Origin of the sequence: Paraburkholderia franconis (assembly GCF_009362735.1) — a bacterium.
In the GTDB taxonomy this organism is placed as follows: domain Bacteria; phylum Pseudomonadota; class Gammaproteobacteria; order Burkholderiales; family Burkholderiaceae; genus Paraburkholderia; species Paraburkholderia franconis.
Window position 1 is genome coordinate 19,526 of sequence record NZ_WHNP01000002.1, and the last position, 21,199, is coordinate 40,724.

General features: G+C 63.8%; 16 protein-coding genes. 7 read left to right on the top strand and 9 right to left on the bottom strand.

Translation table 11 applies throughout. The features are described from left to right. Window positions 1–167 precede the first annotated feature (167 nt). The 7 genes from GCT13_RS01900 to GCT13_RS01930 form a co-directional block, all read right to left on the bottom strand. Complete coding sequence (locus GCT13_RS01900; RefSeq protein ID WP_152755096.1) at window positions 168–965, bottom strand: ROK family protein; 798 nt, start codon at window positions 963–965, stop codon at window positions 168–170. A 60-nt stretch (window positions 966–1,025) separates the two neighbouring features. After that, window positions 1,026–2,627 carry a glucose-6-phosphate dehydrogenase gene (gene zwf / locus GCT13_RS01905; protein WP_152755097.1) on the bottom strand — a complete coding sequence of 534 codons (1,602 nt, stop codon included), beginning with the start codon at window positions 2,625–2,627 and terminating at the stop codon, window positions 1,026–1,028. 178 nt (window positions 2,628–2,805) lie between these two features. Further along, window positions 2,806–5,571 carry an MGH1-like glycoside hydrolase domain-containing protein gene (locus GCT13_RS01910; protein WP_152755098.1) on the bottom strand — a complete coding sequence of 922 codons (2,766 nt, stop codon included), beginning with the start codon at window positions 5,569–5,571 and terminating at the stop codon, window positions 2,806–2,808. A 34-nt stretch (window positions 5,572–5,605) separates the two neighbouring features. Further along, window positions 5,606–7,609 (bottom strand): amylo-alpha-1,6-glucosidase, encoded by a 2,004-nt coding sequence (locus GCT13_RS01915; protein WP_152755099.1) that lies wholly within the window; start codon window positions 7,607–7,609, stop codon window positions 5,606–5,608. Between the two features lie 114 nt (window positions 7,610–7,723). Further along, a complete protein-coding gene (locus GCT13_RS01920; RefSeq protein ID WP_152755100.1) occupies window positions 7,724–9,079 on the bottom strand; it encodes an ATP-binding protein in 1,356 nt (451 codons plus the stop codon). Further along, the gene (locus GCT13_RS01925; RefSeq protein ID WP_152755101.1) at window positions 9,076–9,789 is read right to left on the bottom strand and encodes a response regulator; all 714 of its coding nucleotides are present in this window, start codon (window positions 9,787–9,789) and stop codon (window positions 9,076–9,078) included. The genes GCT13_RS01920 and GCT13_RS01925 overlap by 4 nt, the downstream gene beginning before the upstream one ends. Window positions 9,790–9,848: 59 nt before the next feature. Next, window positions 9,849–10,142 carry an EF-hand domain-containing protein gene (locus GCT13_RS01930; RefSeq protein ID WP_152755102.1) on the bottom strand — a complete coding sequence of 98 codons (294 nt, stop codon included), beginning with the start codon at window positions 10,140–10,142 and terminating at the stop codon, window positions 9,849–9,851. Between the two features lie 342 nt (window positions 10,143–10,484). Between GCT13_RS01930 and GCT13_RS01935 the strand changes: the two genes are divergently transcribed. The 6 genes from GCT13_RS01935 to GCT13_RS01960 all read left to right on the top strand — a co-directional run bounded on the left by GCT13_RS01935 (window position 10,485) and on the right by GCT13_RS01960 (window position 18,570). Continuing rightward, window positions 10,485–10,871, top strand: a complete 387-nt coding sequence (locus GCT13_RS01935) for a hypothetical protein (protein WP_321574146.1) — start codon at window positions 10,485–10,487, stop codon at window positions 10,869–10,871. 98 nt (window positions 10,872–10,969) lie between these two features. Then, window positions 10,970–11,443, top strand: coding sequence for a ferritin-like domain-containing protein (locus GCT13_RS01940; RefSeq protein ID WP_152755103.1), 474 nt, complete (start codon window positions 10,970–10,972; stop codon window positions 11,441–11,443). Between the two features lie 327 nt (window positions 11,444–11,770). Beyond that, a complete protein-coding gene (locus GCT13_RS01945) occupies window positions 11,771–13,366 on the top strand; it encodes an efflux transporter outer membrane subunit (RefSeq protein ID WP_152755104.1) in 1,596 nt (531 codons plus the stop codon). Between the two features lie 193 nt (window positions 13,367–13,559). After that, a complete protein-coding gene (locus tag GCT13_RS01950; RefSeq protein ID WP_152755105.1) occupies window positions 13,560–14,711 on the top strand; it encodes an efflux RND transporter periplasmic adaptor subunit in 1,152 nt (383 codons plus the stop codon). 11 nt (window positions 14,712–14,722) lie between these two features. Continuing rightward, window positions 14,723–17,776, top strand: a complete 3,054-nt coding sequence (locus GCT13_RS01955; RefSeq protein ID WP_152755106.1) for an efflux RND transporter permease subunit — start codon at window positions 14,723–14,725, stop codon at window positions 17,774–17,776. A gap of 143 nt (window positions 17,777–17,919) precedes the next feature. After that, complete coding sequence (locus tag GCT13_RS01960; protein ID WP_152755107.1) at window positions 17,920–18,570, top strand: LysE family translocator; 651 nt, start codon at window positions 17,920–17,922, stop codon at window positions 18,568–18,570. A 75-nt stretch (window positions 18,571–18,645) separates the two neighbouring features. Here the strand turns inward: GCT13_RS01960 and rarD are convergent, their stop codons facing one another. Further along, complete coding sequence (gene rarD / locus GCT13_RS01965; protein WP_152755108.1) at window positions 18,646–19,533, bottom strand: EamA family transporter RarD; 888 nt, start codon at window positions 19,531–19,533, stop codon at window positions 18,646–18,648. A gap of 352 nt (window positions 19,534–19,885) precedes the next feature. On the opposite strand from rarD, the gene GCT13_RS01970 reads away from it, so the two are divergent. Continuing rightward, entirely contained in the window at window positions 19,886–20,674 is a 789-nt protein-coding gene (locus tag GCT13_RS01970) for a sulfite exporter TauE/SafE family protein (protein ID WP_152755109.1), read from the top strand. A 58-nt stretch (window positions 20,675–20,732) separates the two neighbouring features. Here GCT13_RS01970 and GCT13_RS01975 read toward each other — a convergent pair whose 3' ends face one another. Beyond that, window positions 20,733–20,987 (bottom strand): hypothetical protein, encoded by a 255-nt coding sequence (locus GCT13_RS01975; protein ID WP_152755110.1) that lies wholly within the window; start codon window positions 20,985–20,987, stop codon window positions 20,733–20,735. Window positions 20,988–21,199: the final 212 nt, after the last annotated feature.

The following is a 21,199-nucleotide window of genomic DNA, read 5'->3' on the forward strand; positions in this document are numbered from 1 at the left end:
CGCGCGCCAGCCGTGCATAAGGGGATGTTTTCATCGACCGGCTCCGTTGACCCCGGATGAACAAACTGCGGCCACGCATTCGCGGCCGCCAGAGAACAAACGGAATACCTTGCCCCGTTATTCCGCAGCGCGACGTTCGGGGCATTTCAGGGCCTTCGTGCGGCGCGCTATTTGAACGCGCCTTTCTTGCGGCTCGGTTCGGGCAACTGGCGCGACTCGCGCACCGACCTCGGATGCCAGAGACTCGCACCGCCTTCGATGCCCGCAGCGTTCGACACGATCGCGACATTCGGCGGCAACTCGAACGTGAGCCTCGACGCATTGCCGCCACCGATCCACAGCTTGTCGTAGTTGACGAGCGAAGCCAGGATGCCGAGAACTTTTTCGACGCGCCGGTTCCAGCGCTTGTTGCCCGCCTTCTCGCGCGCCGCGTTGCCGATGTACTGGTCATAGGTGCGGCCCTTGCTGACGGGATGATGCGCGAGTTCGAGATGCGGCATCAGCTCGCCGTCGCGAAAGAGCGCGGTGCCCGCGCCCGTGCCGAGCGTCAGCACAAACTCTATGCCGTGCCCTTCGATCGCAGCGAGACCCTGCATCTCGGCATCGTTGATCATGCGCACGGGCATGCCGCCGACACGCGCGATGAGATTGTCCGCGAGGGGAAAACCGCGCCAGCTTTCATCGCCGATATTCGGCGCGGTAAGAATGCGGTTGTCACGCACGACGCCGGGAAAGCCGATCGACATCAACGCGGGATGATGTTCGTCGACAAGCGGCTGCACGAGTTTGGCGAGCGTATCGACGAGTTGCTCCGGCGCGCACGGATGCGGCGTCGGCACGCGCACGCGCTCGCTTTTCATGGTGCCATCCGCATCGAGCACGGCCGCCTTCAAGCCCGTGCCGCCGACATCGATCGCAAGTATCCGTTCTTCGCGGCTTGCTGCTTCTTTCCTGCTCGTAGCCAAGTCGTTCCCCTTTCTCTGGTTCTTGTTCAGTGCGGCTGATTCAGTGCGCCATTCAGCGTGCTATTTCGCCGAGCCGCTTTTCTCCAGCGGCCGCCACGCGCGGCCATCGCGGGCTAGCATTTCATCCGCTTGCGCCGGGCCGCTGCTGCCCGCCGGATAGCCATGCACCTGCAACGCGGCGCCCTGAGGATGCAGCACACGGTCCACCGCGCACCAGCTCGACTCGATGCTGTCCGCGCGCTGAAACAGCGTCTCGTCACCGCGCATGCAGTCGTACAGCAGCGTTTCGTAGCCGACGTTCGCGCTTTCCTCGAAGTAGTCGTTGTAGTCGAACGCGGAGCGCGCCGCGCCGATCTGCATTGTCGGTCCGGGCACCTTCACGTTGAAGTCGAAGCTCGTGCCGTGCGCGGGATCGATGCGCAGCGTGAGCACGTTCGGCGTCAAAGCATGGACGGGCGTATCGCGGAACATCAGAAACGGCACGCGTTTCAGATGCACGGCGATTTCCGTGCGCTTCGCCGTCATGCGCTTGCCCGTGCGCAGATAGAACGGCACGCCTGCCCAGCGCCAATTGTCGATGAACACGCGCGCAGCCGCATACGTTTCCGTCTTGCTGTCGCGCGCGACATCCGGTTCGTCGCGATAGGCCGCCTTCGCATCGCCCTTTTCGTATTGCCCGAAGACGACATCGTTGGGCGTCAGGGGCTCGATTGCATCGAAGAGTTCCGCTTTCTTGTCGCGTACGGCTTCGGCATCGAATGATGTGGGCGGCTCAAGCGCGACCATCGCGAGCAACTGGAACAGGTGGTTCGGCACCATGTCGCGAAATGCGCCCGTCTGCTCGTAGAACTTTCCGCGCCCTTCGACGCCGAGCGTTTCGGCCGCCGTGATCTGCACGTTGTCGATGTACTCGCGCCGCCATACCGGCTCGAACAACGCATTCGCAAAGCGCACGGCAAGAATGCTTTGCACCGTGTCCTTGCCGAGAAAGTGATCGATGCGATATACCTGCTTTTCCTTTGCGAAATGCAGAATGTGCGCATTCAGATCGCGTGCGGAAGCGAGGTCGGTGCCGAATGGCTTTTCGATCACGAGACGTCGGAAGCCGCCATGACCTTGCGGATCTTCCTTGAGCAAGCCGTGCGTGCCGAGCCGCTCGACAATCGGCTTGAAAAAACGCGCGCCTACGGCGAGATAGAAGATCGCATTGCCGTCGGGCGCCTTGTCGATGCGTTGCTTGATCGCCTCGTAAAGCGCGTCGTCTTCGAATTCGCCCGCCATGTACTCCATGCGCGACGAGAGCCACTGCCATGCCTTGTCGTCGATCTTGCCGGTATGAAACTCGCTCGCCTTGTCCGCGGCGAACCGTTGCAACGACTGGCTGAGATCATCGACCCACGCCTTCGTTTCGCGCTCGCCGTGATTGACGCCGATGACGTTCATGCGATCGTCGAGCAGGCCGTCGACCGTCAGGTTGTAGAGCGAGGGCGTCAAGAGCCGTTTGGTGAGATCGCCGCCCGCGCCGAAGATGACCAGCGTGCACGGCGGCGCGCGATGCTTGCCCGCAGGCCCCGGCGAAGCGGGATGCGGCCCGGCGTCGAGCTTGCTGCTCGAGGGCTGTTTGGCGGATGAAGCAGTGGGGTTAATCGCGTCATTGGACATGGCACTCTTCCCTGTTCCCTGAATGAACCAGACGAAGTGGCGATATCTGAAAGACACGCGGCTAGGCCGCGGGGTTCAATCAAAGCCAGTCGATGCGTTCAACAATGCAAACCTGGCGACGCGTCAAGCACGCGTCGGCCGTGTGCAAGACAAACGCAAGTCGGTCGTAATACGTGCGCTATTTCACCGCAGCGGGCGCTGGTGCGTCAACGGTAGCGGGAGCGGCCGCGGCGGCGGATTGAGCAACGCCTGCCGCGGCGGGCACGTTCCCCGAGCTTGCGGCTTCGCGCGGTTGCAACAGCAACGCGACGAGCCCTGTCCAGCCCGTCTGATGCGATGCACCGACGCCGCGTCCGTTGTCTCCGTGAAAGTACTCGTGAAAGAGCACGAGATCCTGCGAGCGCGGGTCCGCCTGCAACAGCGGATACGCGGCCATCACGGGACGCTCGCCGTTCTTGTCCTTGAGAAAGAGCGTGGTCGTGCGCCGCGCGAGCGCATCGCCGATTTCGGCCAGCGACAGCTTGTTGCCCGAGCCCGTCGGATACTCGACGCGAAAATCGTCGCCGTAATAGCGGTGGAATTCGTAGAGCGACTCGATCAGCAGATAGTTGACGGGCATCCACACGGGCCCACGCCAGTTCGAATTGCCGCCAAACACGCGCGAATCCGATTCAGCAGGCAGATACTTCACACAAAAGCTCTGGCCGTTGTGCCGGTAGACGAACGGATTGTCGCGGTGCACACGCGACAGTGCGCGCACGCCGTGATCGGACAGGAATTCGGCCTCGTCGAGCGCACGCCTGAGTAGCGCTTTCATCCGGTGTCCGCGCAATAGCGAAAGCAGCAGCGCATTGCCGCGTCCCGGCTCGTTCCAGCGCGATACCAGCCGCGCGAGATCGGGGCGGAAACGCAAGAACCATACGAGGCGATCGCGCAAGCCCGGCAGCGAGCCGTGCAGGCGTTCTTCGAGCACATGCACCGCGATCAGCGGAATCAGGCCGACGATCGAGCGCACGCGCATCGGCGTGCTGGAGCCGTCGGGCAAGCGCAGCTTGTCATAGAAGAACTCGTCCTCGCTGTCCCACAGGCCCGTTTCGGAATTGTCTTCGCAACTGACGGCCTGCGCGATATACAGAAAGTGCTCGAAGAACTTCACGCCGATATCGACGAACACATGGCTTGCAAACGCAAGTTCAAGTGCGATGCGCATCAGGTCCAGTGCATACGCGGCCATCCATGCGGTGCCGTCCGCCTGATCGATACGGCCGCCCGTCGGCAGCGGCGACGAGCGGTCGAAGATGCCGACGTTGTCGAGGCCGAGAAAGCCGCCCTGGAAGATATTGCGGCCATCGGCGTCCTTGCGGTTCACCCACCACGAGAAGTTGAGCAGCAGCTTGTGAAAGACCAACTCCAGAAAATCGCGGTCGCCCTTGCCCGTCAGCGCGCGATCGATTTCATAGACGCGCCACGCGGCCCACGCATGCACGGGTGGATTCGCATCGCTGAACGCCCATTCGTATGCGGGGATTTGCCCGTTCGGATGCATGTAGCGGTCCTTCACGAGCAACAGCAATTGGCGCTTCGCGAACGCGGGATCGATCAATGCGAACGCCGCCGCATGAAACGCGAGATCCCATGACGCGTACCACGGATACTCCCACTTGTCCGGCATCGACACGATGTCGGCATTGCACAGATGCCGCCAGTCGCGGTTGCGGCCCTGCTTGCGCGAGTCGGGCGGCGCGGGCTGCGCGGGATCACCGTCCATCCAGCGCTGCACGTCGAACTGGTAGTACTGCTTCGACCACAGCATGCCCGCCAACGCCTGACGCTGCACGAGCCGCTCGTCCGCGCCGTCGATGTCGCGCTGCAACGCTGCGTAAAACGCATCGGCTTCCGCGATGCGCTGCGAGAACAGCTCGTCGACGTCGAGCGGCTCTTCGTCGACGGCGAACTCGGGCCGCCAGCGCAGATAGACGACAGCCGTGCCATGCGGCGGCAGATTCAACGGCACATGCGCGGCCGCCTTCGTGCCCGCGTCGCGGCGAATCGCGTCGGCGTCGCCATGCGCGAGGTATTCGTTGAAGCCGTCCTTGAACGGACCCGTCGACTCCATGTTGAAATGACGCCGGACGTTCGTATCGTTCTCGCAGAAAATCCATTCGAGCACGGTCGTATCGGGAGACCATGCCGTCACGACAATCGGCTCGTGGCCCGGATGCGTTCCGAGCAGACGCGTGACGCCGTGCACCGTTTCCTTGACGAGCTTCGGCCGCTCGTCGACGTCCTTCCACGACCACTTGTTGCGCGCCCAGAACTGCGGCAGAAGATCGAACGCCGCCGATTCGTCCGCGCGGTTCTCGACGGTGACGCGCATCACGATGTCTTCGGGCGTGTTCTTTGCGTATTCGACGGTCACATCGAAATAACGCAGATCGTCGAACACGCCTGTATCGAGCACTTCGTACTCGGGCATATCGCCGCCGCGCCGCGCGTTTTCCTCGATGAGATCCTGATACGGAAACGCGGCATGCGGGTACTTGTACAGCATGCGCATATAGGAATGCGTCGGCGTCCCGTCCAGATAGAAGTACAGCTCCTTCACGTCCTCGCCGTGATTGCCTTCCTGATTCGTGAGGCCGAAAAGACGCTCTTTCAGAATGGGATCGGCGCGATTCCACATTGCAATCGACACGCACCAGTTCAACGTTTCGTCGCCGAATCCTGCAATGCCGTCTTCGCCCCATCGATACGCGCGACTGCGCGCGTGATCGTGCGGGAAGTAGTCCCATGCGGTGCCGTTCGGGCTGTAGTCCTCGCGAACCGTGCCCCATTGACGCTCGCTGAGGTAGGGACCCCAGCGCTGCCACCGCGCGCACTCGGCGGAATGCAGACGTGTTCCTTCGACCGTGGAAAGCAGATTCGCAGCGCGCAGCGCAGGCATGACGGCGTCCTTCCTCTCGTGGTGACGGCAGGAGTCACATCGTAGCGCGGTTGGGGGGGTCGCGTGGCGCAGCAGGCATATCGGCGCTTACGCGTTCCCCAAGCAACGCCCCCACACGCAACCGTTCCCCAAGCGACCACGCCTGAAACGGCGTGCCGCCCGGCGCATGAGGCGCGTCGCCGTCCGCGACTTCCGAAATGTGATCGAGGCCCGCGCGGTCCAGATGCGCATCGAGCGGCGCGAGAAAGCGCGTGCGCGCCGCGTCGCGTGCGGCGGCATCGGGACGTTGCACGCGCAGCCATGCTTCGACGAACGGACCGAGCAGCCAGGGCCACACGGTCCCTTGGTGATAGGCGCCGTCGCGCTCGAGCGGCGTCCCCGCATAGCGCCCGCGATATGCGGGATCTTCCGGCGAGAGCGTGCGCAATCCCAGCGGCGTCAGCAGATGCGCTTCCACCTGCGCGACGACGGCACGCGCCGTCTCGCCTTCGACGAGCGCGAACGGCAGCCCGCCGGCAGCGAAGATCTGATTGGGCCGCACGGAGCGATCGACGGCACCGCGCACGTGATCGACATCGACGTTGTCGAATAGCGCGCCCGTTTGCGGATCGATGAAGCGCCCGGCAAACGACTGCGCCGCACGGATGGCAGGCTCGCGCCAGCGAGCATTCCATTGCGCGGCAATGTGCAACGCGTTGAACCACAATGCCTGCACTTCGACGGGCTTGCCGATGCGCGGCGTCACGATCCAGCCGCCGACCTTCGCGTCCATCCATGTGAGCTGCACGCCGGGCACGCCGGCGCGCAACAGGCCGTCGTCGTCGGCGCGTATGCCGTAGCGGGTGCCTTGCGTGTAGCCGGACAGAATCGTATCGACGGCTTCATGCAAGCGGTCTCGTGTTTCGTTCGACGCGTGTCCCGTCGCCAGATAATCGTGCACGGCGATCGCGAACCAGAGCGATGCGTCGACCGAGTTGTACTCGGGCTCGCCGCCATAGTCGGGAAAGCGGTTCGGACACATGCCCTCGGAAATCGTGCCCGCCCATGCAAGCAGGATCGATTCGGCCTGAGCATGGCGTCCTGTGGCGATGAGCAGGCCGCGCATCGCGATGAACGTATCGCGGCCCCAATCGGTGAACCACGGAAAGCCCGCGACGATCGTATGGCCCGTCGAACGCGAGACGACATAGGCATCGGCGGAACGTTGCAGGCGCGATGACAAACAACCGCGTCGCGCTACCTCCGTCTTCGCAAGCGCATCGGCGTGAGCGCTTGCCGCTTGCATGTCGGACGCCGCATGACCCATGTCCGCGCCCAGCACCATGACGGCTGCATCGCTCAGAAGATCGAAGCTGAAAACGCCGGGCGTCGCGAGATCTTCCGTGTAGTCGAGGCCGCGCTCGCGTTCACGCACATAGCAAAAGTTGCGATACCAGTCGGGCGCATGTCCGTACGTGCCGTTCGTCAGCGCGCGAATCGCGGGCAGATCGCGATAGGGCTGCCACTGCACGCGCTCGCCATCGACGCGAGGGGTGAAATCGAATGCGCCGTTCTCGTGATGCAGCGCGTGATAGTCACGGCCCGACAGCAGCGGGCGCACGTGCAGCGTGATCGTGCGATCGCGCGGCGCATCGTGTTCGAACTCCGCTCGGCAGCGCAGCACCGTTTCGCACGTCGCTTTCGCAACGAACGCTTCGACGATCACGCTTGTTTGTGCATCGATCCGGAAACGCCACGTCGGCCACGGCGTCGTATCGAATGAGATCAGGCTCGCAGCGATATCGGGATAAAGAATGTCGGGCGCGTAGCGCTGCATCGTGAGCGGATAGCGCGCTCCGTTCGCTTCGATCCACGCTTCGATGCCGTTGACGAGCACCACGCGCCCCGCAGGCGCGCGCGTCGCCGTCAGCAGCAGCGCGTGATAACGGCGCGTGCGCAACGTGCCCACCGTGCCCGACGCAAAGCCGCCGAAGCCATCGGCCTCGAGCCATTCGTCTTCCAGACGTTCGATATCGAAGGGGCGTTCGACGCGTGTCATCGCAGATCCGCTTTCCGCTGGCGTGGCCGATCAAGACTGACGACAGATTAGCGGCTCGCGCGGGAAAAGTCTCGCGCAGTGCCGAGTCACGTGTAGGGGCCGACAGCGTGAAGATCACGCAGCCGGTTGCGCCGCCACGCTTCGCTGAATCGGCAGCACGGCCCACACTTCGAGCCCGCCGCCTTCTCGCGGATGAAACTCCAGCGTGCCGCCATGCAAGCGCGCGATGCGCTCGACGATCGCAAGCCCCAGCCCTGTGCCCCCCGTCTTGCCGTGCGCGTTCTTGCCGCGCTGGAACGGCGCCTTCAGCCGTTCGAGTTCTTCCGCGCTCAGTCCCTTGCCACGGTCCCCGACAGCCACACGGATCGCATCCGCATCGGCCCATGTCCTGACGGCAAAGCCCGTCTGTCCATATACGACCGCGTTCTGCATCAGGTTCATCACGAGCCGCATCATCGTGATCGGCCTGAACGCGTGTTCGGGAAGCTCGCCGAGCGACAGCTCGAACTCGTGCCCGAGTCCCGCGAAGTCCGCGGCAAGCTGGCTGATCAGCGCGTTCAGATCGCCGGGCTGCGGCGTCTCGCGCTCGCCGCTTCCCGCGTAGTCCATGAACTGTTGAAGGATCGTGTCGATCTGGTCCAGATACGACTCCGCCGCGCCGGCGAATGCTTCGTCGCCGCCCGTATCGTTCGCCATCGCCATCGCGAGACGCAGCTTCGTGAGCGGCGTGCGGATGTCGTGCGAAACGCCCGCGAGCATCAGCGCGCGTGTCGCCTCGGCCTGCTGCAACGCCTGCATCATCTGATTGAACGCGCCGCTCACCTGCGCGATTTCGGTCGGACCGTCGACAGGCAAAGGCGGCGGCGTTTCGCCCGCGCTCACGCGGCGCGCCGCATGCGCGAGTTCCTGCAACGGACGGTTCAAATAGCTTTGCAGCGCGAAGCCCGTCAACGCCGCCAGCATGCCGAGCCCCAGCGACAGCAACACGGCCGTCAGCATGCCGCCGCCCTGCGCTTCTTCCGGCACCTGCAAGCCGATCCAGTACGGCTTGCCCGCGACGTGCATGCGTATCCACATGCGCGGACCAGCTTGTTGCCAACGCACTTCCGTGCCCGACGGAAGATAGTGGCTCAGACTTTCCAGAAACACCCGCAACTGATGAAGCCGATAGAACGCGAGCAGTCTGACGCGCGGCTCTGTCACCGCATCGGCGGGCGGTTCGTCGCGCGCGTCGAGCCGTGCGACGAGCGTGTCGCGCGCACTCTCGGGCGACGCGGTGAGCGCGTTGTCCAATGTCTTGATGTACGTGCCGAACACGGCAGCGGCGCGCTCGGTGCGCGGGCTTTGCACATAGTGGATCAGCACGCTCAGCGCGCAGACCTGGCTGATCGCCATCAGCACGATCAGCAGCATGATGTTGCGCGCGAGAACGCTGCGCGGCAGCAGGCGCGACAGGGTGCGCGCGTTCATGCGTCGACGTCGGCGACGAGCATATAGCCGACGCCCCATACGGTCTTGATGAAACGCGGCTTCGACGGATCGCTTTCGATCGCCTGCCGAAGACGCAGAATCTGCACGTCGATGCTGCGATCGAGCGCATCGTGGTCGCGCCCTCTGGCGCGCGCAATCAGATTGTCGCGGCTCACTGCGCGATTCGGCGACGCGGCGAGCGCCGTCAGCAGCAGCATCTGCGCGGAATGCAGTTCGACAGGCGCATCGACCCGATAGAGACATTGCTTGCCCACATCGAGCCGGAAGTCGCCGAAGCGCAGCGTTTGCGTAGTGACAGTCGGGTCGCCCGCTGCGATCTTCTGGCGGCGCAACAGCGAATTGATGCGCGCCACCAGTTCGCGCGGCAGGAAGGGTTTCGCGAGGTAATCGTCGGCGCCCGTTTCGAGCCCGATCACGCGGTCGAGCGGATCGCCCTTGGCCGTGAGCATCAGGATCGGCATCGTATGGCCTTCCGAGCGCAGGCGCGCGCAGATCTGCAAGCCGTCTTCTTCGCCAATCATCAGATCGAGCACCAGCAGGTCATACGGTTCGCGCTGCAGGTAGCGTTCGAGCCGCTTGCTGTTTTCGACGGCGCGGACTTCGAAGCCATGTCCGCTCAGGAAGCGCTGCAGCATGTTGCGCAGTTCCGCTTCGTCGTCAAGCACGATGATGCGGGCGGGTCGGTCCATGCGGAGACTCCTTTCGCTACCGTTGCAACAGTTTAGCTTCAGGCCGACCCGTTTTTCCGTCAGTGCGATCCCGCGCGCCGCGCCATGAATTGCTCGATCTGTCCGAGCGTCACATAGCCCTGTTTCTGCGTGTCAATCTCGTCGAAATACTGCGCGACGCGCGGCATACCCGTCTGCGCCTGCGCAAGCGTCAGTTTGCCGTCATGTGTCGTGTTGGCGGCGGCAAAGCGCTGCTGCAACTCCTGCATCATGCGCTCCATGCGTGGCGATGCGGCCATCGGCTGCGGCGCCGTTTGCGCCATCACGCCCGTCGATGCAATGCACAAAGCAAGCATGGCGATCCACTTCTTCATTTCCATCTCCAATCGGTTCATTCAACTTCTTCGCTCACGTGGTGTTGCGATTCTTCGTTGGCGAAGCGAATTCTTGCTGTCGGGGAGGCCGAGGGCAATTTCAAAGTTATGTCGCCGCATTTCATGCGAGCCGTGCGTTCACGTGCGTTTCCGAAACGTCTTTGCATCGCGATAACGCAGCAAACGCTTCAAGCATGAGCGTGCTTTTTTTGCGACATCGGATGAAACAAGTTATCGCTGCCCATTCGAGGATGCGTTGCGTATCGTCTGAACGTCGGCGGTCATGTGAGGACTTCGCATTGCATCCGTCGGCTGTCCGCTCGTCCGCCCGAGGAGTTTGATGTGAACATTCGCTCTGCCTATACGTCCGCGATCGCCGCGATGGGTATCGCCTGCTCGACCAGCGCCTTCGCCGGCACTGTGTTCGTCCATGCGGCCTATGTGCCCGCCGTCGTCTATGCGCCGCCGCGCACGCTCTATTACGTGCCGCCGCAACCGCCCTATGTCGTGCCCGTCGTCGCGCGCGTGCCCGTGGCGCCTGTCGTGCCCGTGGTGCCCGTGGTGCCTTACGTCGCCGTCGCGTCATCGCCCGCGCCCGCGAAGCCCTTGCCTTATGCGACAGTGGCCGTGCCCGTCGTCGCCGCGCCTGCTTACGCCGTGCCGCCGGCGAGAAGCATCGTGTATGCGCAGCCGCTCGCCGTCGTGCCTGGCGTCGTCGTCACGCGCTGATTGCATCGCCGGGCCGATTCACTTGATCTTTGGAAAGCCGAGGCCAACAATGAAAGCCTTTGTCTAACCGGCATTCGACGAGCTTTGCGGAGGGCGCTATGTCAGAGATCGAAAAGGACAAGGTCATTGCCGTGCTCAACCAGATTCTCGAATCCGAGCTGGCTGGCGTGGTCCGTTACACGCACTACTCTTTTCTGGTGTTCGGCTTTGGCCGCATCCCGATCGTGTCGTGGCTGCGTCAGCAGGCTGACGAATCGCTCGCGCATGCGCATCTCGCGGGCGAATGGATCACGACGCTCGGCGAGTATCCGTCGCTTGGCATCGGGCCATTGCTCGATTCGCATACGACCGATATCGCGTCCATTCTGCGCGAGTCGCTTGCAGCCGAAGACGTCGCGCTCGGCCTGTATCGCGATCTGCTCGCGCTCGTGCGAGACCGCTCCGTTGCGCTCGAAGAATACGCGCGGCAAATGATTTCGGTCGAAGAGATGCACGCGGGCGAGGTCGACAAGATGCTGCGCAGGCCGGGCACGGTCGCGACATCGGGCGAGCGCGGCTCGGATACGCATTAGCTTCGACGCTTGCATTCGCGCACGCGTTGTTGAGCTTTCAATTCGCCGCCACGCCGATTTTCGATCGCTCACCGAATAGTTCTTCCACCTGCACATCAAGGGCACGGCATGCATCATGTTTCGATGCATGCCGTGCCCTTTCTTTTATTGCATGCGCGCTCGATGCATTTAACGTTTGCCAGCATTAACGCGCGTCTAATCCCCTAAATCTTCTGCATGCATCGCGGAGTTTGCAACGACCCATGCTAGGCTATGCGCGGCATCATGCTGTTGAATTCTGCAGCCGCTATTTCGTTCGTAGTCCGCGCAGTAAAACAAGGTGGATCGATGATCGAAGACGTCAACCGCAGCTTCAGTCGCAGTCGATGGCACCGGCATTCGCGCGGTGCGTTTCGCCGCCGCCCAACGTATGAGAGCTTTGCGCGCGCCGCATCGATCGCTGTCCTGATCGCGTTGTCCGGCTGCATGGTCGGCCCCGATTACCGCACGCCCGCCCCGCCCGCCACCGAGACCTACACGCCCACGCCGCTGCCCGATCGAACGGCGTCGTCGCCGGGCGCATCGGGCGTCCCGCAACAGTTCGTGGCCGGCCAGGACATTCCGGCGCAGTGGTGGACGCTCTTTCATTGCGAGCCGCTCGACGCGCTGATCCGCGAAGCGCTCGTCAACAGTCCCAACGTCGCCGCGGCGCAAGCGGCGCTCAGGCAAGCCGGGGAGAATCTGCGCGCGCAAATGGGCACCACGCTGTATCCGTCCGTCGATGCGAAGGCCAATGCGACACGCGAGAAATTCAACGGCGTCACCTTCGGCCAGCCGGGACTCACGGAAGTGCTGAACCTCTATAACGCATCGGTGAGCGTGTCGTACAACCTCGATGTGTTCGGCGGCGGGAGGCGCGAACTCGAATCGCTGCGCTCGCAGGTCGATTACGAGGGCTTTCAGTTGCAAGCTGCGTATCTCGCGTTGTCGGCGAACATCGTGACGGCGGCCGTCAAGGAAGCGTCGCTGCGCGAGCAGATCGAAGCGACCGAACGCATCGCCACTGACGAAGACGCGCAGCTCGGCGTGTTGCGCAAGCAGTTCGAGCTTGGCGGCGTGAGCCGCGCCGCCGTGCTCTCGCAGGAAACGCTCGTCGCGCAGACGCGCGCGACGTTGCCGCCGCTGCGTCAGTCGCTCGATCAGACGCGTCATCAGTTGGCCGTGCTCGCGGGCAAGCCGCCGAGCGACACAGGCGTGCCCGAGTTCACGCTGTCGATGTTCACGCTGCCGCAGAGCTTGCCCGTCAGCGTGCCGTCGTCGCTCGTGCGGCAGCGCCCCGACATCCTCGCCGCCGACGCCACGCTGCATCAGGCGAGCGCGCAGGTCGGCGTGGCGACGGCGAACATGTATCCGCAGCTCACGCTGTCGGCAAGCTATGGCCCGCAGGCGCTGACGCCGGCGGGTCTTCTCAAGTATGCCGACATGATCTGGAGCATCGGCGCGGGCGTCACGCAGCCGATCTTTCATGGCGGCCAGCTGAGCGCGCAAAAGCGCGCAGCCGAAGCCGCCTTCGATCAGGCCAATGCGCAATACCGGCAGACGGTGCTGCTCGCGTTCCAGAACGTCGCCGATACGTTGCGCGCGCTCGAACACGATGCCGCCGGCCTGCGCGCGCAAACGGAAGCATGGCGCGCGGCCCGCGATTCGCTCGATCTGACGCGCGGCCAGTTTCGCATCGGCGGCGTCAGCTATCTGGCGTTGCTCGATGCACAGCGTCAGTACCAGCAGACCGTCGTGAATCTCGCGCAGGCGCAGGCCGCGCGCTATGCGGACACGGCGGCGCTGTTGCAGGCGCTCGGCGGCGGCTGGTGGAACGACACGGCGACGAGCCAGGCAGCGCAGGCCAAGCCGGCGGCAGCCCCGGCGTCTGCCAGGCCGCAGTGAATCCTTTCGCAGTAGCCGCACGTCGCATGCGATCAGACGGCAGCGCCGCCGGACGAGTTTGTGCTTCATGTCGACGGGAGTTAGCGCTTTAGCGCTTACTCCTGTCCCATGCAGAGCGGTCGACGGCAGTTAGCGCTTTAGCGCCTACTCCCGTCCCACGCAGAGCAGTTTGCCGTACAAGGACAAGACGACGATGACAACGAAAAGACCGATGACCAAGCGGATGATCATCATGCTGATCTGCGTGGGCGTACTGCTCGGCGCGCTGGTCGGCTTCAATCTGTTCAGGGCGCACATGCTCAAGAAGTTCATGGCGAGCAATGCCGTGCCGCCCGCGACCGTCACGGCCGCTGTCGCAAGCTATCAGACGTGGCAGCCGCAGCTTGCCGCCGTGGGCAGCCTGCGCGCGGTGCGCGGCGTCGACGTGACGACGGAAGTGGCCGGGCTCGTGCGCGAAATCGCGTTCAGCTCGGGCCAGGAAGTGAGGGCAGGCCAGGTGCTCGTGCACCTGAACGACGATTCGGACCGCGCGCAGCTCGCATCGCTGCAAGCCGCTGCGGAACTCGCGCAAACCGTCTATAAGCGCGACAAGGCTCAGTTCGACATTCAGGCGATTGCGAAGGCGCAACTCGACGCCGATGCCGCCGACCTGAAGAGCAAGAAGGCCCAGGTCGATCAGCAGGCCGCGCTCGTCGAAAAGAAAACGATACGCGCGCCGTTCGCGGGACGCGTCGGCATCACGACGGTCAACCCGGGCCAGTACATCAATCCGGGCGATGCGATCGTCACGCTGCAAGCCATCGACCCGATCTACGCCGATTTCTATCTGCCGCAACAGCAACTCGGGCAATTGCAGGTCGGCCAGGCCATCGTCGTCGATACGAATGCGTTCAGCAACCGCACGTTCGACGGCAAGATCCGCTCGATCAATCCGCGCGTGGACAGCACGACGCGCAACGTGCAGATCGAAGCGACCGTCGACAACCGCGAGCGCAAGCTGCTGCCCGGCATGTACGCGAACGTGAAGATCGACGCGGGCACGGTGCAGCGCTATCTGACCTTGCCGCAAACGGCGATCACCTATAACCCGTACGGCGCGACCGTGTTCGTCGTGAAGCCCGGCGCGCAAAAGAATGCGCAAGGCAAGGTCATGCCCGTCGCGCAGCAGGTGTTCGTCACGCCGGGGCCGACGCGCGGCGATCAGGTCGCGATTCTCAAGGGCATCAGCGAAGGCACGCAGGTCGTGACGAGCGGCCAGCTGAAGCTGAAGAACGGCACGCCGCTCGTGATCGACAACCGCGTGCTGCCCGCGGACAACCCGAACCCGACGCCTCAGGAACAATAAGAGGCCGCCCGATGAAATTCACCGACATCTTCATTGAACGCCCGGTGCTCGCATCGGTGGTGAGTCTGCTGATCCTCGTGCTCGGCTTGCGGTCGCTATCCGCGCTGAAGGTCGGCGAATATCCGCAGACCGTAAACGGCGTGGTGACGATCAAGACGTCGTACTACGGCGCGAGCGCCGACACGATGGCCGGCTTCATCACGCAGCCGCTCGAATCCGCGATCGCACAGGCCCAGGGCATCGACTACATGTCGTCGACGAGCAGCACGGGCGTCTCGACGATCACCGCGACGCTGCGCCTGAACTACGACTCGAATCGCGCGCTCACGGAGATCAACACGCAGATCGCATCGGTGCGCAACCAGTTGCCGCCGCAAGCGCAGCAGCCGGTGCTGACGGTGCAGGCGGGCCAGACCACCGACGCCATGTACATGGGCTTCTACAGCGACGTGCTGCCGAGCAACAACGTCACCGATTATCTTTTGCGCGTCGTGAAGCCGAAGCTCGATTCGATCCAGGGCGTGCAGACGGCGGAGATTCTTGGCGGCCGTCAGTTCGCGCTGCGCGCGTGGCTCGATTCGAACCGGCTCGCCGCACACAACGTCACGGCCGCCGATGTCTTCACGGCCCTCGGCAACAACAACTATCTGGCGACGCTCGGCACGACCAAAGGCCAGATGATCAGCGTCGATCTCAACGCGGGCACGGACCTGCATTCCGTCGACGACTTCAAGAAGCTCGTCGTCAAGCAGAAGAACGGCGCGATCGTGCGCCTCGAAGATGTCGCGAACGTCGTGCTCGGTGCGGACAACTACGATTTCAACGTCGCGTTCAGCGGCAAGCGTTCGGTGTTCATCGGCATCAAGGTGGCGCCCGATGCGAACGTGCTCGACGTCGCGAAGCGCGTGAAGACGATCTTCCCCGATCTGCAGAAGCAGTTCCCGACAGGCATGACGGGCGACATCGTCTACGACGCGACCGACTTCATCAACACGGCGATCGAAGAAGTGGTGAAGACGCTCGTCGAGTCGCTGCTGATCGTGACGGTCGTGATCTTCCTGTTCCTCGGCAGTTTCCGCGCGGTGATCGTGCCCGTGATCGCGATGCCGCTCTCGCTGATCGGCACGTTCTTCGTGATGCAGCTGCTCGGCTATTCGATCAATCTGCTGACACTCCTTGCGCTCGTGCTCGCGATCGGGCTCGTCGTCGACGATGCGATCATCGTGGTTGAGAACATCGACCGGCATATGAAGGAGGAAGGCAAGCAGCCTTTCGAAGCCGCGCTGATCGCCGCGCGCGAACTCGGCGGACCGATTCTCGCGATGACGGTCGTGCTGGTTGCCGTGTATTTGCCGATCGGTTTCCAGGGCGGACTGACGGGCGCGCTCTTCACCGAGTTCGCGTTCACGCTGGCGGGCGCCGTGACCGTATCGGGCGTGATCGCACTGTCTCTATCGCCGATGATGTGCTCGCGTTTTTTCCGCACGGACCAGGAGTCGGGCCGCTTCGCGCGCTTCGTCGACCGGCAGTTCGAGCGCGTGCATCGCGGCTATGGGCGTCTTTCGCATGCGATGCTCGACACGTGGCCCGTATTCATCGTGATGGGCGCGCTGCTGTTGTGCGGCACCGTGTATCTGTTCATGACGTCGAAATCGGAGCTTGCGCCGCAGGAGGATCAGGGCATCGTGCTGTCGCAGATCCAGGGGCCGCCGAACGCGACGATCCAGCAGATGCAGATTTACGCGGACCAGGTGTTCGATATCTCGAAGCAGTTGCCCGAGTACTCGCAGATGTTCCAGCTGACGGGCGCGCCGACGCTGAACCAGGGCATCGGCGGCGTGCTCTTCAAGACGTGGGACAAGCGCAAGAAAGGCGCGACGCAATTGCAACAGGAATTGCAGCAGCAGTGGAACGGCATTGCGGGCGCGCGCGTCGCCGCGTTCCAGTTTCCGCCGCTGCCGGGGGCGCAGGGCTTGCCCGTGCAGTTCGTCATCAGCACGACGGAGCCGTTCGAGAACCTCAATGAAGTGTCGCAAGCCGTGCTGCAAAAGGCGCGCGAAAGCGGCATGTTCTTCTTCGTCGACAGCGACCTGAAGATCGACAAGCCCGAAAGCGTGCTGCTCGTGGACCGTGACAAGGTTGCTTCCCTCGGCCTGTCGCAAAGCGATGTCGGGCAGACGCTGGGCGCGGCGCTCGGCGGCAACTACGTCAACTACTTTTCGATTGCGGGCCGCTCGTACAAGGTGATTCCGCAAGTGCTGCAAACGGACAGGCTGAACCCTTCGCAAGTGCTCGACTACTATTTGCGCACGCCCGATGGCAGCGTGATTCCCGCATCGACGGTCACGCATCTGAAGCAGACCATCGTGCCCGAGTCGATCAATCACTTCCAGCAGCTCAATTCAGCGACGATTTCCGGCGTGCTTGCGCCGGGCATCTCGCAAGGCGAAGTGCTCGACTTCCTGCGCAAGGCCACTTCCGATGTCGCGCCGACGGGCTATACGGCCGACTACTCGGGCCTGTCGCGGCAGTTCGTGCAGGAGTCCGGCGGCTTCGTGATCACGCTGCTGTTCGCGACGATCATCGTGTTTCTCGCGCTCGCCGCGCAGTTCGAGAGCTTCCGCGATCCTGTCGTGATTCTCGTGTCGGTGCCGATGGCGCTGTTCGGTGCGCTCATCTTCATCAACATGGGACTCTCGACGCTCAACATCTACACACAGGTCGGTCTCGTCACGCTGATGGGCCTCGTCAGCAAGCACGGCATTCTGATCGTGCAGTTCGCGAACGAGCTGCAACGCGCGGGACGCGGCAAGCGCGAGGCGCTCGAAGAAGCGGCCGGCGTGCGCCTGCGGCCGATCCTGATGACGACGGCGGCGATGGTGCTGGGCGTGCTGCCGCTCGTGATCGCGTCGGGTGCGGGCGCGGCGGGCCGCAATGCGATGGGGCTCGTGATCTTCACGGGGCTGTCGATCGGCACGCTGTTTACGCTCTTCGTCGTGCCGTCGATGTATATGTTCCTCGCCGCGGATCATCATCGGGACAGGGAGCATCCGGTGGAGGCATGAACGACTGGAGCAGCGACGCGCACGCTTTCGCCAGAAACGTGCGGCCATTTTCGTCCGCATTGCCGGGCCATGCGCCGCACGGCTATGCTTGCGGATGGTCATCCGCCGTGGCCCTCACTCACATCAAATACACAGGAGCATCGATGTTCAGTCCCGGTCTTTTTCTCACGGCAGCGGGCGTGGGTCTCGCGGTCGCGGCGCCTGTCGGCCCGATGGGCATGCTGTGCATTCGCCGCACGCTCACCGATGGTCCGCGCGCCGGTCTCGCGATCGGCTTCGGCATTGCGGGCGGCGATGCGTTCTACGGCATGATCGCCGCGCTCGGTCTCGTGAGCGTGTCGCGGTTCATGCTGGCGTATGACAAGCCGCTGCATATCGTCGCGGGACTCTTTCTGCTGTACCTCGGCATTCGCACGATGTTGCAGAAAGTGCCCGCCGATAATGGGAACAACAACGGCAGCAACGGCGAAGGCAGGCTCGCGGGCATCGGGCACACCGGCGCGCTGAAGGCTTTCGCGAGCGCGCTGCTGCTCACGCTGACCAATCCGCAGACGATCATCATGTTCGCCGCCCTCTTCACGACGCTCGCGCCACGCGGACCGTTTTCGTCGAGCGTCGCGCTCACGACGGTGCTGGGCGTGTTTTGCGGATCGATCGCGTGGTGGTGCTTTCTCGTGACGGCCGTGTCGCTCGCGCGTCATGCGATCGGGCACAAGCTGCGCGTCGTCATCGACCGCATTGCGGGGTTTGCATTGGCCGCGTTCGGCGTCGCCGAAGTGCGCCGCGCGATCTGACGCGAACGCGTCCTTCCATCTCCTTGCAGCGAAGTCCTTTGCAGCAAGCCAGGCCGCCTGCGGGCGGCCTTTCGTTTATCGCGTCGCCGTCACGCCCGCGAAGCGCGCGCGCCACAAGCCGTCGAGCGAATAAAGGGCGAGCGCGATCCATATCGCGCCATAGCCGACCAGTTGCATGTGTCCGAACGGCTCCTGATAGATCAGCACGCCGATCAGCAGTTGCAGCGACGGCGTCACGTACTGGATGAGCCCGAGCATCGACAGCGGAATGCGCCGCGCGCCCGCTGCGAACAGCAGCAGCGGCACGGCCGTGATCGGCCCGGCGAGCGCGAGCAGCACCTTCACGCCGAACGACGCGGCGCCGAAACCGCTCGCCCCATGCGACGACGCGACGAACAGATACAGCGCGGCAACCGGAAAGAGCAGCACCGTTTCGAGCGTCAGCCCTTCGAGCGCGCCGAGTTGGGCCGTCTTGCGCAGCAGCCCATAGCCCGCGAAGCTGAACGCGAGCGTGAGGCTGATCCACGGCGGATGGCCGTTTTCCCACGTGAGCCACAGCACGCCGCACGCGGCAACGGCCACCGAGAGCCACTGCACGCGACGCAGCCGCTCGCCGAGAAACACGAAGCCGAACAGCACGTTGATCAGCGGATTGACGAAGTATCCAAGGCTCGCCTCGACGATATGCCCCGCGTTGACGGCCCAGATATAGATGCCCCAGTTCGTCGACAGCAACAGCGCACTCGCGGCGAAGCGTCCGAGCAGCTTCCGGTCGCGCAGCACGGGCCCGAGCCAGCGCCATTGCTGCCGCACGGCCAGCACGATGAAGAGAAACAGCATCGACCACACCATCCGGTGCGCGAGCATCTCGATCGGCGAAATCTGGTGCAGCGTCTTGAAGTAGACGGGAAAGAGTCCCCAGATGGTGAATGCGAGGACTGCGTAGGCGACGCCGTAGTTCATTTTTGTCGGTCTGCGGATGGAGAGGCGCGGGCAACGCATCGCACGGCGCGCATCGTCGACGCCCCCTTTAAGCGCCGTCCGACGCGCCCGCGGCGCCCGAAACGCTATTGTAAGCGGGTGGCTGGAGCCGGCATCATTGCGGACATCGGCGGGCATCAGGACGCTGCGCCGCCGGTTTTGCGACAATAGCGGTCTTTCGCCGCGTCGCAGCCCGATGGAACCGCCTGACGGACTGCCCGAGCCTCCGCCTGAAGAACCGCCTTCAGGCACAGCCCGCGCGCGGCTTCTGGCGACAGTACCGGCAAGCCTGCCCGCAACCGAATCCTTTAAAAGACCGTCCGCGGTCCGAGCAATGGCACTTCCCCACATCGATCTCCTGTATTCCGCGTCGGGTCTCTTCGTCGGCTTTCTGGTCGGGCTGACGGGCGTCGGCGGCGGCTCGCTGATGACGCCGATCCTCGTGCTGCTCTTCAACATCCATCCGGCGACGGCCGTCGGCACGGACCTGCTGTACGCGGCCGCGACCAAGGCCACGGGCACGCTCGTGCACGGCGTGAAGGGGTCGATCGACTGGCAGGTGACGCTGCGGCTGGCGGCGGGCAGCGTGCCCGCCGCGACCGTCACGCTGATCCTGCTGCATCGCTACGGGATGGAATCGCAGCGCGGCGGGCATCTGATTTCCATCGTGCTCGGCGTCGCGCTGCTGATCACCGCGATCGCGCTGGTGTTCAGGCCGCAGCTCACCGCGTTCGCGGCCTCGCGCACACGCGCGACAGACCGGGGCAGCACGCTCGCGCTGACGATGCTGACGGGCGCCGTTCTCGGCGTGCTGGTGTCGCTGACGTCGGTGGGCGCGGGCGCGATCGGCGTCACGGTGCTGCTGCTGCTCTACCCGATGCTGCCGACCACGCGCATCGTCGGCTCGGACATCGCGCATGCCGTGCCGCTCACGCTGCTCGCGGGCGCGGGCCACTGGCTGCTCGGATCGGTCAACTGGTCGCTGCTCGCGTCGCTGCTGGTCGGCTCGATTCCGGGCATCATGATCGGCAGCTATCTGTCGTCGAAGGCGCCCGACAAGCTGCTGCGCAATCTGCTCGCGGCGACGCTGACGCTCGTCGGCGTGAAGCTCGTGATGGCGTGATGCGTCGCGTCGGTGCGCGCGATGTCTCCAACGCACATCGCGCGCACCGACTCGACGATCATTTGAAGAAGCGGCAGTTGAGGTCGGTTTCGAACTGGCGAATCCAGTGGCCTGCCTTGTCCTCGTGATACGACTGCGCCCAGCCGCCGCGCCGTATCGTCAACAGGCGCGCGTGATGTGAAACGTCGTCGGGATCGTCGGTGGCGGTGATGTCGAAATGCGCGGGCGCAAAACCATGCCGCGCGCACACGAGTTCGAACGCGGCGCGTTCGCCGATCGGGAGATCGGTGTAAATGAAGGCGTGTCTGTCCATGGCCGTCGCTCCGGAAGCGTCGATACTCCACAGTACCTCACGCGACGGGTAAACAGTGTGTCACGGCGAACAAGCACGATGGTCCGTCGCGTTTAAACGATGCATGAGATAGGGTGCTCGCAAGGCGCCATGTGTCCGGCTCCATTCGTTGTGCGTCGTTGCGACGGCATCTCGTGCGCACGTCACACCGCTCGCGTCATTTCTGCACTGAC